Annotated in this window: 12 protein-coding genes and 4 pseudogenes; 7 read left to right on the forward strand and 9 right to left on the reverse strand. The window is 67.9% G+C overall.

Annotated features, from left to right (window positions below):
* Positions 1 to 22: 22 nt before the first annotated feature.
* Positions 23 to 1,120, forward strand: coding sequence for an AI-2E family transporter (locus tag AB0M11_RS13320; protein ID WP_365704612.1), 1,098 nt, complete (start codon positions 23 to 25; stop codon positions 1,118 to 1,120).
* A 288-nt stretch (positions 1,121 to 1,408) separates the two neighbouring features.
* On the opposite strand, the pseudogene AB0M11_RS13325 reads toward AB0M11_RS13320, so the two are convergent.
* The 4 genes and pseudogenes from AB0M11_RS13325 to AB0M11_RS13340 all read right to left on the reverse strand — a co-directional run.
* Positions 1,409 to 1,731: pseudogene (locus AB0M11_RS13325) on the reverse strand (transposase family protein); the annotation flags it as partial.
* Between the two features lie 204 nt (positions 1,732 to 1,935).
* Positions 1,936 to 2,082: pseudogene (locus AB0M11_RS13330) on the reverse strand (hypothetical protein); the annotation flags it as partial.
* 417 nt (positions 2,083 to 2,499) lie between these two features.
* A complete protein-coding gene (locus tag AB0M11_RS13335; protein WP_365704614.1) occupies positions 2,500 to 3,771 on the reverse strand; it encodes an MFS transporter in 1,272 nt (423 codons plus the stop codon).
* A complete protein-coding gene (locus tag AB0M11_RS13340; protein WP_365704616.1) occupies positions 3,768 to 4,370 on the reverse strand; it encodes a helix-turn-helix domain-containing protein in 603 nt (200 codons plus the stop codon). The genes AB0M11_RS13335 and AB0M11_RS13340 overlap by 4 nt, the downstream gene beginning before the upstream one ends.
* 243 nt (positions 4,371 to 4,613) lie before the next feature.
* On the opposite strand from AB0M11_RS13340, the gene AB0M11_RS13345 reads away from it, so the two are divergent.
* The 5 genes and pseudogenes from AB0M11_RS13345 to AB0M11_RS13365 all read left to right on the forward strand — a co-directional run bounded on the left by AB0M11_RS13345 (position 4,614) and on the right by AB0M11_RS13365 (position 7,935).
* On the forward strand, positions 4,614 to 5,156 hold the full coding sequence (locus AB0M11_RS13345) for a hypothetical protein (RefSeq protein ID WP_365704618.1): 543 nt from the start codon (positions 4,614 to 4,616) through the stop codon (positions 5,154 to 5,156).
* 329 nt (positions 5,157 to 5,485) lie between these two features.
* Positions 5,486 to 6,217 carry an alpha/beta hydrolase gene (locus AB0M11_RS13350; RefSeq protein ID WP_365704620.1) on the forward strand — a complete coding sequence of 244 codons (732 nt, stop codon included), beginning with the start codon at positions 5,486 to 5,488 and terminating at the stop codon, positions 6,215 to 6,217.
* A gap of 94 nt (positions 6,218 to 6,311) precedes the next feature.
* Positions 6,312 to 6,776: pseudogene (locus AB0M11_RS13355) on the forward strand (helix-turn-helix domain-containing protein); the annotation flags it as partial.
* Positions 6,777 to 7,040: 264 nt separating this feature from the next.
* Positions 7,041 to 7,487 (forward strand): annotated as a pseudogene (locus tag AB0M11_RS13360) (transposase); the annotation flags it as partial.
* Positions 7,488 to 7,614: 127 nt separating this feature from the next.
* Positions 7,615 to 7,935, forward strand: a complete 321-nt coding sequence (locus tag AB0M11_RS13365) for a transposase (RefSeq protein ID WP_365704678.1) — start codon at positions 7,615 to 7,617, stop codon at positions 7,933 to 7,935.
* Positions 7,936 to 8,166: 231 nt separating this feature from the next.
* Here AB0M11_RS13365 and AB0M11_RS13370 read toward each other — a convergent pair whose 3' ends face one another.
* The 3 genes from AB0M11_RS13370 to AB0M11_RS13380 all read right to left on the reverse strand — a co-directional run bounded on the left by AB0M11_RS13370 (position 8,167) and on the right by AB0M11_RS13380 (position 13,002).
* Positions 8,167 to 9,582 (reverse strand): NAD(P)/FAD-dependent oxidoreductase, encoded by a 1,416-nt coding sequence (locus AB0M11_RS13370; protein ID WP_365704622.1) that lies wholly within the window; start codon positions 9,580 to 9,582, stop codon positions 8,167 to 8,169.
* A 37-nt stretch (positions 9,583 to 9,619) separates the two neighbouring features.
* Positions 9,620 to 11,431 carry a DUF3556 domain-containing protein gene (locus AB0M11_RS13375; RefSeq protein ID WP_365704624.1) on the reverse strand — a complete coding sequence of 604 codons (1,812 nt, stop codon included), beginning with the start codon at positions 11,429 to 11,431 and terminating at the stop codon, positions 9,620 to 9,622.
* Between the two features lie 104 nt (positions 11,432 to 11,535).
* The gene (locus AB0M11_RS13380) at positions 11,536 to 13,002 is read right to left on the reverse strand and encodes an AMP-binding protein (protein ID WP_365704626.1); all 1,467 of its coding nucleotides are present in this window, start codon (positions 13,000 to 13,002) and stop codon (positions 11,536 to 11,538) included.
* Between the two features lie 218 nt (positions 13,003 to 13,220).
* Here AB0M11_RS13380 and AB0M11_RS13385 point away from each other — a divergent pair, with 218 nt between their 5' ends.
* On the forward strand, positions 13,221 to 14,459 hold the full coding sequence (locus AB0M11_RS13385; protein ID WP_365704628.1) for a helix-turn-helix domain-containing protein: 1,239 nt from the start codon (positions 13,221 to 13,223) through the stop codon (positions 14,457 to 14,459).
* A 552-nt stretch (positions 14,460 to 15,011) separates the two neighbouring features.
* Here the strand turns inward: AB0M11_RS13385 and AB0M11_RS13390 are convergent.
* Positions 15,012 to 15,419, reverse strand: coding sequence for a PIN domain nuclease (locus AB0M11_RS13390; protein WP_365704630.1), 408 nt, complete (start codon positions 15,417 to 15,419; stop codon positions 15,012 to 15,014).
* Positions 15,416 to 15,649 carry a type II toxin-antitoxin system VapB family antitoxin gene (locus AB0M11_RS13395; protein ID WP_033530157.1) on the reverse strand — a complete coding sequence of 78 codons (234 nt, stop codon included), beginning with the start codon at positions 15,647 to 15,649 and terminating at the stop codon, positions 15,416 to 15,418. Before AB0M11_RS13395 ends, AB0M11_RS13390 begins: the two co-directional genes overlap by 4 nt.
* Positions 15,650 to 16,025 lie beyond the last annotated feature (376 nt).

The raw sequence follows: 16,025 nt of genomic DNA on the forward strand, positions 1-16,025 counted from the left end.
GAGACAGGAACGCCACGCCACCGTGTCCAAGTCCAACGACCCGGCCTCGACGCAGATGCCGGCCTGGCTGCCCGCAGCGATCGCCGTCGCTCTCGCCCTCACCGCGGTGTTCGAGATGACGGTCTGGGCCGCCCGGCAGCTCGTCGGTCTCGGAGTGCTGCTGCTGGTCTCCTTCTTCCTGTCGATGGTGATGGAGCCGGCTGTGTCCCGCCTCCAGGCCCGCGGTATGGGCCGGGCCGCCGCGACCCTGCTCGTGTTCGTCGTCACCGCGGCCTCGCTCGCCGGTTTCGCCGCCGCCGTGCTCACCCTGCTGATAAACCAGACGGCCGAGGTCTCGCACCGTCTGCCGACACTGCTCACCACCTTGACCGAACGGATCAACACCACGTTCGGGACGACCCTCACCACGGACCGCCTGGCCGCCCCCACGGGAACCGTGGAGACCTACGCCCGGCAGGCCGCCGGCCACCTCTGGGGCCTGTCCACCACCGTCGTCGGCGGCGTCTTCGACCTGCTCACCGTCGCGCTCTTCGCGTACTACTTCACCGCCGACGGCCCCCGCCTGCGCCGCGCAGCCCTGTCGTTGCTCCCGCCGCAACGGCAGTCGGCCGCGCACCGGGCCTGGACCGTCGCCCTGGCCAAGACCGCTGGGTACATGTACTCAAGGGCCCTGCTCGCCCTGTTCTCCACGCTCGCCCACGCGGTGGCCTTCCTGGTCCTCGGCATCCCGTACCCGGTGGCGCTGGGCATATGGGTGGGCGTCGTCTCGCAGTTCGTGCCCACGATCGGAACGTACGTGGCCGCGGCCCTGCCGACCCTGGTGGCGCTGACGGTCGAGCCCATGGACGCCCTGTGGGTGATCCTCTTCGCGACGGCGTACCAGCAGGTGGAGAACTACGCCCTGCAGCCGCGCATCACCGCTCGCACGGTCGACGTCCATCCCGCCGTGGCCTTCGGCTCCGTACTCGCCGGAGCGGCCCTGCTCGGCGCAGTCGGTGCCGTCATCGCCATCCCCACCACCGCGACCCTCCAGGCGCTCGCGACGGCGTACCTGCCCCGCTACAAGGTCACCCCCGTCGTGGATTCGACGGGCAACCCGCCCGAGGACCGCCCGATGTGACTCGCGTTGCCACCGGGAACCGGGCGTCGCTCTGGCTCGACTCGTTCGTCGCCGCTCTGGAATCGGGCCGAATCTCCTGGTCGCGGGTCCTGGACGTTCCGCGGCTGGGGCCGGCCGGCGATGTCGCCGTGACCCAGTTCCGCCGGGTGATCGGGGAACTGGTCGAACGGGCCGTCGGCGCGCGACCCGGCACTCGACCTGCCCCGCCGTGGAGACAGTCCATGCCGTGCCGCCACCGGATGCGACGGCGGATTCAGGACCCAATTCAATGAGGGTTTTCCAACCTCGGCTTGAGGTCGCCAGGTGGAGGGTGAGTACGGCCTTGACCAGGTTGGTGATGCGGGTGGTGCTGCAGCGGAACCCGCGCAGCAGCCGCCAGGACTTCAGGGTGGCCATCGCCTGTTCGCCGACCGTGCGGATCTTGGCGTGGGAGACGTTGACGGCCTTCTGGCCCGTGGAGAGCTTCTCCCAGCGGCCGCGGTAGGGGACGCGCACCGTGCCGCCGGCACCCTGGGGTCGGCGTAGTGGATGGTGCAGGTCAGCCCCGTAGCGATCTGGTCGACGGCACGCAACTGGGTGCCGAGGTCCTCGGCCAGGGCGAGAAGGGCGCGGCGGTGAGCGGCCGGGGCGAGTTCGTCGCGAGCGAAGCGGTGTTCCGTGCTGATGCTCGCCGGTGTCGGGGTGGGGTCGACGATCTGGGTGTCACGGGCGTGGGCGTGCTCGTGGAGGGCGCGGCCAGCGCGTGCGCCGAGGAGGCGTTGCAGGGTGAGCTGGGGGACGGCAGCGACGTCACCGACGCTGTGCAGGCCGTGCTCGGCCAGCGCCGCGGCCGCCTTCGCGCCCACCCCAGGAAGTTCCCGCACGGGCCGAGGTCGGAGAAAGGCCGAGATCGCCTCGGGGGAGTCGTCGATGATGGTGCGTCGGTCCGGTGGCGCGAGGGCGCAGGCCATGGCCGCGAGCATCCGGTTGCCCGCGCACCCCGCGGAACTGTGCAGGCCGAGGTGGGCGAGCGCGCGCAGCTGGACCACCTCGGTCAGGGCGCGGGCGTCGCGCTTCCAGTACAGGAGCGACCCGCGCTTAGGCGGAGTCCGGTGTCTCAGCGCGGCAGTTCTCGCAGGCGTTCCGTCACCCGTTTGTGTAGGTCCATGACGTGTACGAGCGCCTCGTCTAACGCTCCGAGACCGACCATCACCCGGGCCGCTATCAAGATCATGGCCCGGTGCACTTTGACCGCTCTCACCCGCGCAGAGCGATTCCCCTGCCACGGCTGCGGCGGTCGATGCGACCGGTCGCCTCCAGCTTGGCGAGCTGGTAGGGACTGTTTTTGATCCCCAGTCGGCAGATGGATAGGGCGGCACTGGTTGCCGTAGTGTCCAACGTCAAGACGTCCTGTGCGGCTGGGCTTCGCCGTGAGACGGCACGGGCGTGATGGTGCGCAGGAGTATCCGGGAGGGCAGTACCCATGCCAGGCCGAGCAGCGCGCCCAGGGTTGCGATCCAGAGGGTGGGGCGCAGGCCGATCGTTGCGCCGAGCCATCCGCCTGCCAGTGCGCCGATGGGGCGGATGCCGTAGTTGCACAGGCGGCTGGCTCCTGCGACGCGGGATCGCAGTGCGTCGGGTATCAGCGACGCTGTGAGCGATCCACCTGCGATGTCCAGGAGCATCACGCCGAACCCGGAGCCGAACTCCGCGAGGAACAGGCACGTTGCCGCGAGAAGGACGGATCCCTGCGCCAGGGGGACCAGCACCAGCGGCGCGGGGAACGCGAAGAGGCCAAGGAGTGTGGCCCGTCCGATTCCGATCCGGCGCACGATCCGGCTGGTCAGCAGGGATCCGATCACTGAGCCGGCGGCGCCGCTGCCGAGTACGGCACCCAGGAGGCCGGGGCTGAGCCCGAGGCCGGTGGTGGCGTAGAGGACGAAGACGGCCTGGAAGGCGAAGTTGAACAGGTTGAGGGTGGTCACTGCGCCGTAGAAGCTGCGCAGGGTCCGGGAACGGATGAGGTAGCGGAAGCCGGCTATCAGATCACCCTTGGCGCGAGCGGCGGCCGGTGGTTCGGTGGGACGGATCCGCGACAGCTGCCAGGCCGATGCCAGGTAGGAGGCGGTGTCGGCGAGCAGTGCCACCGGGGCCGACAGGAGCTGCACGAGCGCTCCTCCGGCGCTGGTGCCGACCATGAAGGACATGGCCCTGCTGCCGTTGAGCAGCGAGTTGCCCTCCACGTAGCGCTCGGCGGGAACCAGGGAGATGAACAGTGCGGCGTTGCACACGTCGAACAGCACGCTCAGCGTGCCGACCACGAACGCGACCGCGTAGAGCTGGCCGAGGCCGAGCCAGCCCAGGGCCCAGACGGCCGGGAGCGAGACAAGGGCCATGGCCCGCCCGAGGTCGGTGGCGATCATCATGTGGCGCCGTCGGCCGCGGCGGTCCGCCCAGACGCCGGCGTGCACCGAGAACAGCAGGCTCGGCAGGAGCCCGGCGGCCGTGAGCCACCCCATCTGCGCGGCATCTGCGTCCAGAGCCAGGACGGCGAGCAGGGGCAGGGCGATCTGTGTGATCTGGTCTCCGAAGAGCGAGACGGTATGTCCGGTCCAGTACCGGCGAAAGGACGGCTCGCGCAGCAGGGCGGGTAACCGCCCGGCCGGACTCACGAGCGCGGCTCTTCCGTCGCATCCTGCGTCTTCCCGTCGAACTCCCGCGCCGGGTGCCCGAAGTGCACATACGACACCCGGCGCGCGGTGGCGGGACGCTGTCCTGGATCGTCGGCGCGGCGGATGTACGGCTGAAGCAGCTCCCATATCTTCTCGTCGAGTTCCTTGAGCTCAGCGGCGGTGACGAAGATGGTCGCGTCTCCCAGGGGCGCCGCTTCCTGCCAGTCCGCCGGTTCGGTGTGCCGGTTCTCCAGCCAGCGCGTCGCCTCGGTGAAGTAGCGCTCGACGACCGCGAGGCTGAGCGCGGTCGCAGCCTCCTGCACCTCGGGGTCTGCGGCATAGCCGGGCCAGGAAGTGAACGCCGACGTCGCCCGCCAGGGCTTCTCCCGGCCCTGGCCTTCCCCCGTCTGCTCTGCCAGCCCGTACTTGGCAAGCATGCGCAGGTGATATGAGCAGCTGGCCACCGATTCCCCGGTCAGCTCAGCAGCCCTGGTGGCCGTCATCGCGCCTTCCCTGCGCAGCAGCCCGATGAGCGTCAGGCGGAACGGATGGGCGTAGGCCCGCAGTCCGCGCGGGTCGGTGAGCTGTCTCCGTTTCATGATGTAAAGGTATCTTTCTAAAGATACCTTTACTAGACTGCGTTCCTCGTCTTCCCAAGGGCTGTCCCGCAATGATCAAGAAGCCCGTGCTCGCGGACAGGCGAGCCGTAAGAGGAGACCGTGCGCCGCACGGAGCTGGTAGGAGGTTCGTTCGCTGAACCGGGAAAACCGTTGGACCCGTTGGCGGTGGCGCGTCATAGGGTTCGGGTCGCGGAGACGCGGTCGGCGGAGAAGGAACGGTGGATGGCGGGACTGTACGAGATCTGGCAGCGGGCGGAGGTGTCGCGCCGACTCGACGTGTTGTCGGGCTTCATCGCGATGTGCGTGGCGGGGGACGACGACGCGCAACGTCGTCTCGCTCAGCTGGTTGCCGGCGCGGACGCGGCCCTCTCCGCCTCGCCCCCGGATTTGATGGTCGCCTCGGAGCACCTGGACGAACTCGTCTGGTGGGCTGACACGGAGTGGGCCGATCACCCCTATCGTCCCGTGGAAGTCCGGCCGGACGAGGCCGACCGGCAGACGCGTGACTACGCCAAGGATCTCCGGCACGTCGCACTCCCCGTCCGCGTCCGCGACGAGATGGGCCGCATCGAACTCAGTCTCGAAGTACGGTTTCTGGCCCTGTGCCGCCAACCGGGATTGGACTGCCGGACCCGACAGGACATCTTCTACGTCGCCGGGCGTGCCGCGATGGCCCTCGATCTCGGGCACTTGGAAGCGGCAGAGCGCGAGATCCGGCGCATGGAACAGGTGGGTTCCGTGGAGCCACGGCAGAGCCCACGCTGAGTTGCGGCTTTCCGAGGTCCACAGGTGTGGAACGATCTCTTCAGGTGCCTGGTCTGATCACGGCGTCGGAACCGCATTGGATAGCCCCGTTCAGCGGGCTGCAACCGCGAGACTTCCGCAGGTTGATTGCTAGTGCCGCATCAGACAACGTTCGCCCTGTCGGCATCCTTGCCCGGGCCAGGGTGGAGTCCTTCGTGATACGTTCCTGCCGCCGTGCACTGCTGCGAACTGTGGAGGTGAGACCGATCAACGCTTTGACAGGTCGGGCCTCCCTCCCTCGCATGGCCTAGGGAGCGCCCGCAGAGGCATCCCGAAAGGCATGAACCGCTATGCGCTTCATATCTGAGACGTCGTCCGACGGCGTCCGCGAACAGCTCTTCACCCTCGGCGACATTCCTGGCGTGTTGTGGACGCCAGAAGGTGCCGTCGCCACTAGTCCGCTCGTCTTGATGGGGCACGGTGGCGGTCAGCACAAGAAGGCCCCTGACGTCCTGGCTCGTGCACGCCGCTTCGTGACCGAATGCGGTTTCGCGGTCGTGGCGGTCGACGTTCCCGCCCATGGTGACCGGCCGAAGGTTGAGGAGTATGACCGGATCGTGACTGAGAACCAGGCTCGCGTGGAAGCCGGTGAAGAGTTGGCCCCGCTGATCGCCGACTTCCAGGCACTCGTGGCCCGCCAGACCGTGCCGGAATGGCGGGCGGTCCTGGACGCGGTTCAGCAACTCGAGCACGTAGGCGCCGGCCCGGTGGGTTACTGGGGGGTTTCGCTGGGATGCGGACTCGGTGTTCCGTTCGTCGCTGCCGAACCGCGGGTCCGCGCGGCGGTACTGGGCTTGGGCGGGGTGCTGGCGTCGGCCGAGGCCGCCGCGCGGATCACCGTCCCAGTGGAGTTCTTGGTGCAGTGGGACGATGAGCGGGTGCCGCGGGTTCAGAGCTTGGCGCTGTTCGACGCCTTGGCCTCGGCCGAGAAAACGTTGCACGCCAACCCCGGCAAGCACGGGGAGATCCCGGCATTCGAGCTGGAGAGCACGCTGAGGTTCTTCGCCCGGCACCTCGGCTGATATCGCCGCCTGCAGTCCGCGACGCGCCGATCGGGAACCGGATCCCGACCGGCGCGTTCACTGAAACTGGTCGGCGTGGCCGAAAGAGTTGATGGATGTGATCCACAACTTCAACATGGACGGCTTCGACTCGCTGTACCCGAAGTACAAGGGCGGCAGGCCGAAGACCTTCACGCTGCCCGAGCGGCGCGAGATCAAGAAGATCGCGAAGTCGAAGCCGATCGAGCACGACCTGCCGTTCTCCACCTGGAGCCTGACCAAGCTGGCGGACTTCCTGGGTGCCGAGGGGGTGGTCGACGACATCAGCCACGAGGGCCTGTGCATCCTGCTCCGCGAGGAAGGCGTCTCCTTTCAACGCCTGAAGACCTGGAAGACCTCCCGCGATCCGGACTACGCAGCCAAGAAGGCCCGGGTCGAGCACCTCAACGCGATCGCCGACGGCGAGGTCATACCCGAGGACGGCGAGCCCGAAGTGTTTTTCTGCATGGACGAGTTCGGGCCGCTCAACCTGATGCCGCACCCCGGCCGTCAGTGGGCCGAACGCGGGGGCAAGCACAAGGCGAAGACGTCGACGTTGTCCACGGACTCCAAGTCCTCGCCGGCATGCGGCCGGAACGCGGCCTCGAACTGCTCTGTGTGGACGCGGTACCAGGGTCCGTCCCAGCTGCCCGGCGTTGTGCTGTGGCTCATCGGGCGAGTGTGCCGGGCTGATTCGGCCTCCTCAACCGCTTTGTTCTGGCACGCTTCCTGCGTGAACAGCGATCTTGTGTCCGATGACCTGTGGGAGCGGATAGCACCGCTGATTCCGACCCGGCCGCCGCGACGTCACCGGTCTCCCGGACGGAAGCCAGTCAACGACCGAACTGCGCCGGCCCGGATCATGTATGTCCTGCGCAAGGGCGTGTCCTGGGCAGACGTCCCGTCCGAACGCATCGGCTGCTCCGGTGTCACCTGCTGGCGGCGACTGCGAGACTGGACCGAGGCCGGGGTATGGCCCCGCCTGCATGAGGCCCTGCTCGTCGAGCTGCGACGTGCCGGCCTGCTGGACATGGACGACTGCGCGATCGACGGCTCGGACATCAGGGCGCTCAAAGGGGGGCACACAGGGGGCCTTCGCCGGTCGACCGCAGCCGTCCCGGCAGCAAGCACCACGTCATCGTCGACCGCCACGGCACCCCGCGCCGTCTCGCTGACCGGCGGCAACCGGCACGACGCCACCCAGCTCATCCCGCTCCTAGACGCGATTCCGCGCATCCGGGGCCGACGCGGCCGTCCGCGCCACAGGCCGAAGCGCCTGTACGCAGACCGAGGCTACGACTTCCACAAGTACCCGACTCCTGTGGGCCCGCGGCATCGTCCCGAAGATCTCCCGACGCGGAGCCCCGCACGGCTCCGGCCTGGGCAAGACCCGTTGGGTGGTAGAGAGAACCTTTGCGTGGCTGCACCAGTTCAAGCGCCTGCGCATCCGCTTCGAGATACGTGCCGACCTCCGCCAGGGTCTGCTTCAACTCGCCTGCGCCATCATCTGCTTGAGACGGCTACGCACCGCATTGTGCAGCGATCAGTCAGTCCGTTCAGGCAGAGTTGGCGAACCAGCGCCCAGAACCGGCGTTTCCGCAGGTCAAAGCCCTGCATGGTGGGGCGGGTGGGACTCGAACCCACGGCCGACGGATCATGAGTCCTTTGAGGATCTTGGCGACTCGTGCCGATTTCTTTGACTCGCACGCAACGGATTCGCTTACCGCGTGCAGAGGCTTCACCCTCGCAACGCCTCTTTCGATGGATTGCCGAGACGTAGGGCCACGCAGGCCCTGCATATGGCAGCCGGCCGGCCACCGAAGCCGTCAGCCTCGCTCGAGTGCGAGCACCAGCCGTGGATCCACGGCAACCTTGATGGCGCGGATGCCGGCTACCCAGCAGCGACTCGTCGACACAAGGGGCGTCGGTGATCAACCACCCAGGTGGCGCAGTGCTCGTTCGGCGGCATGGGCGCCGCACATTCCGTGTGCGCCGGGGCCGGGTGGGGTGGCCGCGGAACACAGGTAGTGGCCGGGGACCCCGGTGTCGTAGGGCTGCAGCGTGGGGCGTGGGCCGAGTACGAGCTGGGGGATGTCTTTGGCACCGGTCATGATGTTGCCGCCGACGTAGTTGGGGTTGTACTCGGCGAAGCCGGGCGTGGTGCGTACTGCGGTGCCGATGATCCGGTCGCGGAAGCCGGGGGCGAATCGCTCGATCTGCGCGATGATCGCCGCGGTCGCGTCACCGGTGTAGCCGTTCGGGACATGGGCGTAGGACCACACGGGGTGGACGTCGCCGACGGACCGCGACGGGTCGGCCAGGTACTGCTGCCCGACCAGGACGAACGGTCTCTCGGGCATCCGTCCGGCATGGATGTCCCGCTCAGCGGCCGCGATCTCGGCGTACGTGCCGCCGACGTGCACGGTCCCGGCCTGCCGCGCCGGCTCGGCCTGCCACGGGACTCCGCCATCGACGGCGAAGTCGACCTTGAACGCGCCCGGGCCGTACCGGTAGCGCCGGTAGGCGCGGGCGATGCGTGTCGGCAGCAGATCGCCGAGGATGTCTGCCAGGGCCGTGGGCGCCACGTCCCATACTGTCGCGTCCGCGGGCGTAAGCTGGGCGACCGACCGCACGCGAATCCCCGTCTCGATCTTCCCGCCGAGGTCGAGCAGAAGTGCCGCCATGGCGTCAGTGATGCGGCGTGAGCCTCCCTCGGCCACCGCCCAGCCGTGGCGGTGGCCCGCGGTGAGGATGCCCAGCCCGATACTCGCGCTGAGCGGCCGCTCCAGCGGGCGGAAGGCGTGCGCGGCGACTCCGCCCCACAGTGCCCTGGCCTCTTCGGTCCTGAAGGCCTTCGCCAGCAGCGACGCGGGGGCGAGTGCCGGCATGCCGAAGCGAGCGAGGCGGACAGGATGCCGGGGAAGGCGCATGAGCGGGCCCATGATGTCGTCCGCGATGGCGTCGTACGCCTCTGAGGGTCCCTCGAACAGTCGGCGCCAGGCCCGTCCGTCGGCACCGAGACCGGCGGCGGTCTCGGTCACCGAACGGTGCAGCACCCCGGCCGAGCCGCCGTCCTGCGGATGCACGCAGTCGATCTCCGGCCACGCCCACCGCAACCCGTAGTGGTCGAGGCCGAGCTCGTTCAGGAACGACGAGCCGACGGCCATGGGGTGGACGGCCGAGCAGTGGTCGTGCAGCAGACCGGGCACGATCGCCTCACCGGAGCGGGTGCCGCCGCCGATCTGGTCGGCCGCCTCCAGCACCGTGACCTGTACGCCTGCCCGGGCCAGGACGACGGCCGCGGCCAGACCGTTGGGTCCGGCGCCCACCACGGTCGCTGTGCTCATGTGGCTCTGCCTTTCCGGAAGGTGTTCTGTCCTTGCCCTACGGTGCCAGTCCCTCCGCGGCACGAAGGCATGCCGCCGATGCCGTGGGCGTCTCTTCGCGGGTGAAGGTGACGTTCAGCGGGATCGGGCCGTTCGGCAGCCATGGTTGTTCCTTCACCGCGTCGGCGACCTTCCATGTGCCCCGCTCGATCACGCCGAGGGCGGCGTCGATCACCTGATAGCTCTGAGTTCCGCGGTGGATGGGCTGTGACTCGACCCAGACGACGATCCACTCTCCGGGAGCGAATCCAATACGGGCCTGCACGGCGTCGATGAGGTCGATGTTGTGCAGATGACCGTCGCCGAAGTTGAATCCGATCAGCGAGTTGCAGCCGAACTCCGCCTCGCGCACGGTCCGTCGGTCGAGATCGGGGAGGTTCTTCAGCAGCACCGAGAACAGGCCACGGCCCTGGCTGTGCATGGATCGCCAGGCGATCGTCTGCTGCATGGTGATCTCGGCGACAGCCGGCGGGTACCCCATCGCCCGGAGCTGGTCGACCTGGTTCTTCGTCGGGCGGTGCGGCAGCGAGTTCAGCTTCTCCTCAGCACCGGGCGCGAATACCCACAGTGCGGAGGCCCAGTTGCCCGCGTACTGCCGCATCGAGGGCAGGAACGACACCAGGTCGGGGCGCAGGTTGCCGAGGACCGGGAAGAACAGCAGTCCGGCTGCGAGGGCGGCGGCCAGCCAAGGAGAGGACATGTCGCCGACGCCGTAGCCGTCCAGGGCCGGGAAACCGAGGAACAGGAAGACGGTGAGGTAGGCGAACAGCAGGTTCCACTCCAGCGGCACGGCCAGCGGAAACGTGGAGACGATGAAGAAGTGGAAGACGACCATCAGCACCACCGCGGCGAGCGTGAGGCGGTGGTTCGTGGAGAACAGCAGCACCAGCGGGGTGACGATCTCCACGGTCGAACCGCCGACGTGTGCCATGAAGGTCGCGACCTTCGACGGGCGGATGTCCCGGGGGAAGTCGCGATAGTGCAGCCGCTTGATCCATTTCGCCGGGACGCACGGACTGTTGGAGACCATCGGTGATACGACATTGGTGAAGTGGCGCCCGAACTTCGACACCCCGGCGCCGACCCAGACCGCGCAGATCAGCAGCTTGGCCGCGATGATCATGTCGGTGAACGGCAGTACGGCGAAGAACAGCAACGCCGGCAGATACTGCTCACCCCGGGCGGCCAGGAAGATCGTCTTGTCCCGCAGGCCGTTCAGCACATACAGGACGATCGGCACCACCAGCAGAGCCGGGCGCACCAACCCGGAGGTGTTGTGCGGCAGTGCCTCGGTGAGCGAGGCGCTCGGAGTGCCGGGCGTCAGGACGGCCGACAGCAGGGACCCCAGGAAGGCCAGATAGAGAAGGACGTCGCCCACCGTGCGGCGGTCCCCGCGCGTGAACGGCACCCGCTTCCACGGCCGCAACCGGATGGTGCCCGGCCTGGCCCAGAACAGGATCCCGCCGGTCATCGGCTTGAACTTGCCGGCGATCGGGCCCCAGGAGCCCGCGACACCGACGGCCTCCAGAAACACCGTCCAGAGCACCAGCTTCTGGTAGACGACCGGTTCGTCCCACCAGTGCGTGACGTCCCAGAAGGGGCTTGTGCCCGAGGTCCAGGTCGCCAAGGCCGTACCGCCGAGGACGTAGAGGACGAGGACCTTGACGACGTAGGTCGCCGGAATCATCTTCGGTGTGCCGAAGCCGTATTCCACCCAGTGCAGGGACAGCGCCTTCAGCCGCTCCCGAAGCGGTTTTTCCAGAAATATATCTTGCTCGACCGGAGGAAAGTCACCCGTTTTGAAACCCATTACCGCCACCTTTCCCTACGGATTCTCGTTCCCTGTTCTCAGGTGCTTTTCGGGCGCACCGGACCGCACCCGCCAGAATGCACGGGTGAATTGAGGGGTGATTTCTAGGAGTTCGACGTCGACGCGCGGAGGCGTCGTTTGTCGATCTTCCCCACCGGATTTCTCGGCAGCGCATCGGTGACAGTGACCGCCACCGGCACCTTGATCCGGGCCAGCGAGCCGCGGCAGTGTTCGACAAGGTCGTCGGCGGTGAGCGTCGCTCCGGGCAGGAGTACGACGTGCGCGACCGGGACCTCGCCCAGCGTCGGATCGGGTGCCCCGACCACTGCCGCCTCCAGCACCGCCGGATGGGTGTGCAGGACGTTCTCGATCTCCTTGGGGTAGATGTTCTCCCCGCCTCGGATGATCATGTCCTTGATCCGGTCGACCAGCACGAGATAGCCGTCGGTGTCGAAGCGCCCGACGTCGCCGGTGTGCAGCCAGCCGTCGATGACGGTCCTGGCGGTCTCTTCCGGCAGCCCGAGATAGCCGCGCATGACGTTCGGGCCCCGGACCACGACCTCGCCTTCCGACCCTGGGCGGTCCAGCAGGTTGCCCTCGCCGTCCATCACCGCGACCGTCTGTCCGGGCAGTGGCCGCCCGACCGTGCCGGGTTTGCGCAGGCCGGCCGGGGGGTTCAGCGTCGAGGCGCAGGTGCCCTCGGAGAGTCCGTACCCCTCCACGACCGGCACTCCGTACCGCTGCTCGAACCGGGCGATCAGCTCTGCGGGCATCGGTGCCGCCCCGCAGATGGCGCGGCGCAGCGAGGAGGTGTCGGGCCGCACGTCGTCGGCCAGCGCGACCAGCATCGCGTAGATCGCCGGCACTGCGGAGAAATAGGTGGGCCGGGCGCGTTCGACCGAGGCGAAGAAGGTCGAGGCGCTGAAGCGACCGGCAATCGTCGTGCACCCGCCCGCCAGCAGAGGCGACAGCACGCTCACCACGATCCCGTTGACATGGAACAGCGGCAGGACCAGGAGACTGTGGTCGCTGTCGTTCAAACCGACACCGTCGATGATCATTCGGCACATCGCGGCGATGTTGGCATGGTCGAGCATCACGCCCTTCGGGCGGCCCGTGGTCCCGCTCGTGTAGATGATCAGGGCGAGGGAGCCGGACGTGAGCGGGACCGCGTCCGCCGGGTCCGCGTCGTCCCCGGGCTCCGCGTGCGGCACCTCGGACACGTCGAGCGTCCCGACAGGGCGGGAAGCGTCGTCGGTTATCACCGCCTTCGCTCCGGAATCCTCGATCTGATGGCGTGCCTCGGCGTCGGTAAGTCCCGGATTCACGGGCGTGACCGCGGCGCCGAGATTCCAGGCCGCGAACATGAGGACGACGAGCTCCAGGCGATTCGGCAGAATCAGCGCCACCACGTCACCCGCACCGATTCCTCGTATGCGCAGAAATTTCGTCGCGGCCCGCACGCGAGCGAGAAATGCCCGGTTGTTCAGCTGTTCATGATCGTCCGCAATGCAGGGTCCTGTGGGATTCCGGGCGGCCCTGACATCCGGCAGTTCGGCGATGTGCTGCACGTTTCCTCACCATTGAGTCGACCGTGACGGAGGCAGTGAGGAAAAGGTAGGAACGGCACACCCGGCCGGCCATGGGCCGTCGTCCCAGCTCGGAAGGGCGGCTTTGTGCCGCCGTCACAAAGGCACGGGGGTGCTGGGTACCGGTCGGGCCGGAATGCCGAAGGGGAACATGGCGACGAGTCCTGTCGCCGACCCCGGGCTTCCGGTTACCGTCAGCCATGAGCACCGACACGGACCGGACCGTGCGGGATGTCGCCAAGTACATCCAGGCCGATCTCGAGAGCCTCACCACCGAGATGACCTCGATGTTCGTCCACGTCATCCCTGAGTTCCGACACGACGACGCGGTACGGCGGCTCATGGTCGCCAGCACCGCGTCGAACCTGGCGGCCATCCTCGACATGCTGAGCCTGAGCATCTCGTTCGACGACATCACTGTGCCGCCGGCCGCCGCGGAGTACGCACGCCGTTTCGCCCAGCACGACCTGTCGCTGGAGGCACTGCTGCGCGCCTACCGCCTCGGCGAACACATGTTCGCGCAGTGGGTCATGACCTATCTGCGCCGCCTGGAGCTTTCCACCGACGAGGCGCTGGCCACGACCAGCCGGATGACGCTCCTGGTCAACAGCTACATCGACCAGGTCATCGAGGGCCTGATCGACATCTACGAGAACGAACGCAGACGGTGGGACACCCGCTCCGACGCCGCCCGCGCCGCCCAGGTCCGCGCGGTGCTCGACACGGAAGGGCTCGACCTGGTCTCGGCCGAGAAAATGCTCTCGACCTCGCTGCGCGGATGGCATCTGGCCGCCATCATCTGGGCCGAGCCCGGTACACCCGCCCCGGCCGCGGCAGGGCTCCGGGCAAGCGCGGCGATACTGGGCGCGGCAACCGGCAAGGCCCCACTGACGATCTCCACGGACGAACAGACATGCTGGGCGTGGATCTCCTCCGTCGGAAAGCCGGTCCTCGACGTCCACCGGCTCGAAGAGGAACTGGGCAGGCACCCGGTCCTCCGCGTCGCCGTCGGTGACCCGTCTCCCGGACTCGACGGATTCCGGCAGACGTTCCGTGACGCGCAGCGTGCCCGTGACGTCGCAGCCACCGGGGCCGCCCCCGGCCGTGCGCTCTTCCTTCATTCCCAGGTCGGGCTGGCCGGCCTGCTCGTCGACCATCTCGCCGATGTCAGAGCCTGGGCCGGACGCGTGCTCGGCGACCTCATGCGCGACGACGAGGCCACCGTCCGCCTGCGCGAAACCGTGCAGGTCTTCCTCGACGCACGAGGCAGCTTCACCGACGCCGCCGCCAGGATGCACGTCCACAAGAACACCGTCCACTACCGCGTACGCAAGGCCGAGGAGATACTCGGCCACCCTCTCACCGAACACCGTCTGGACATCGAGGTGGCGCTCCTGGCCTGCGCGCAGCTCGGGCTCACGAACGCGCGGGGCGCCTAACCGCACGATCATCGGGCGGGCAGCCGGAGCAGCAGCTCGATCCGGCTACCCACAGCTACCCGACCGAGCGCATGGGGGCCGGGGCCGCCCCCGAAGCAAGGTCCTCCACGCGCACGAGAAGGCCAACCAAGCGTTCGCCCGGCTCGACGCCGAGGAGCCGGAGCGGGCCGAGGACGAAGTGCGGCAGATCGAGAGCCTCAAACAAGCAGGTCCACCTGTCCAGGCCCGTGCGAAGGCCCTACATGATGGCCACCTGGACATGGGGGCGCCCTCAGCTGAGAGCGCGCTCACCCAAGCGCGCGAGAGCGGTTCGGAACTGGCCCACCCCGATGGAACAGTGGTTGTCAGGGGCGGGCGCGACACCGACGTGCGCTGGTGGACCTGGGCCGGCTACCGGGCCAACGCCGCCCTGGCCGCCACACTCATCACGATCGCCGATCCCCACCAGAGGCCAACGGACACGCGCATCCGCCTTCGCGAGGACGTGACATCCGGAGAATGGCGGAAGGCCGTTTCGGAGGCCGCCGGTCAGCTGTGCCTTCGTGAACTGGCTCAGACTCGTGCGTCTCGCTGCTGGACTTCCTTGAGAACTCCGGCCACCGTCGCGAAGTCGTTGTCCACGTGGAGAACGGTGTGCCCATGGTGCACAGCTGTCGCACACACCAACAGGTCGATCGCTCCAGCCACCCGATGCTGGCCCCTCTGGGTCAGTTTGTACTGGGCGGAGTCGACCCAACGCCAGGCGTTCTTCGGAACCGGAGAGAGCAGACAGAGGGCGTCCAGTTCCTCGGCCAGCTCATCTCGGTGAGACGGGCTGGTCGCCGAGTAAAGGAATTCGGCCCGCGTCGGCTCGCAGAGGTGGAACACCCCGGCCGCGATGTGTCCCTCCCAGGGACGCAACGCACCTGGGGTACGGAACAGATGCCACAGAGCCGAGGTGTCGACCAGATACGTGATCACTCGAAGGCCTCGCGCCGCGCACGCTTCTCGGCTTCATGCGCCGCCGCGGCCTGCTCGAACTCGCCGCGCTCACCTCGCGCGGCCAACTTCTCCGCGGCCTCAAGCCTCCTGATCCGTGCCACGTAGTCCCGAAGCGCCGCGTTGACGGTCTCCTTCTTCGTCGTGGCACCCATGAGCCGCATGGCCTCGGCCAGCGCCTCGTCGTCGAGATCAATCTGTGTGACGGACATCGGGCACCTCCAACATCCACGATGTATGCAACCAAGATACATAACCAACATCGAGCGCGGCCATCGATCACAAACAGACCACACGAGGGAGGCGCGCCGGGCGTCATGGGCCCGCTCTTCACTGCGGGGCGAGCCGTCGGGGGCTTGCCCGACACCGACTCGAAATACACCATAAGCACCACGCCCGACTTCACCGGAATCGGCGCCCAGAATCTGTTCAGACGATCATGAAATCGTGAGCGACTCAGGGTCGCCAGGCCCCTCATGCTCTCGCCCCGACCAGGAAAGTGCCTGCCCGGAACGGTTCTTCTCGCACAGCGAATGGTGGGGCGGGTGGCACTCGAACCCACGGCCGACGGATTATGAGTCCGCCGGG

Source organism: Streptomyces sp. NPDC051987, from assembly GCF_040680735.1.
In the GTDB taxonomy this organism is placed as follows: Bacteria; Actinomycetota; Actinomycetes; order Streptomycetales; family Streptomycetaceae; genus Streptomyces.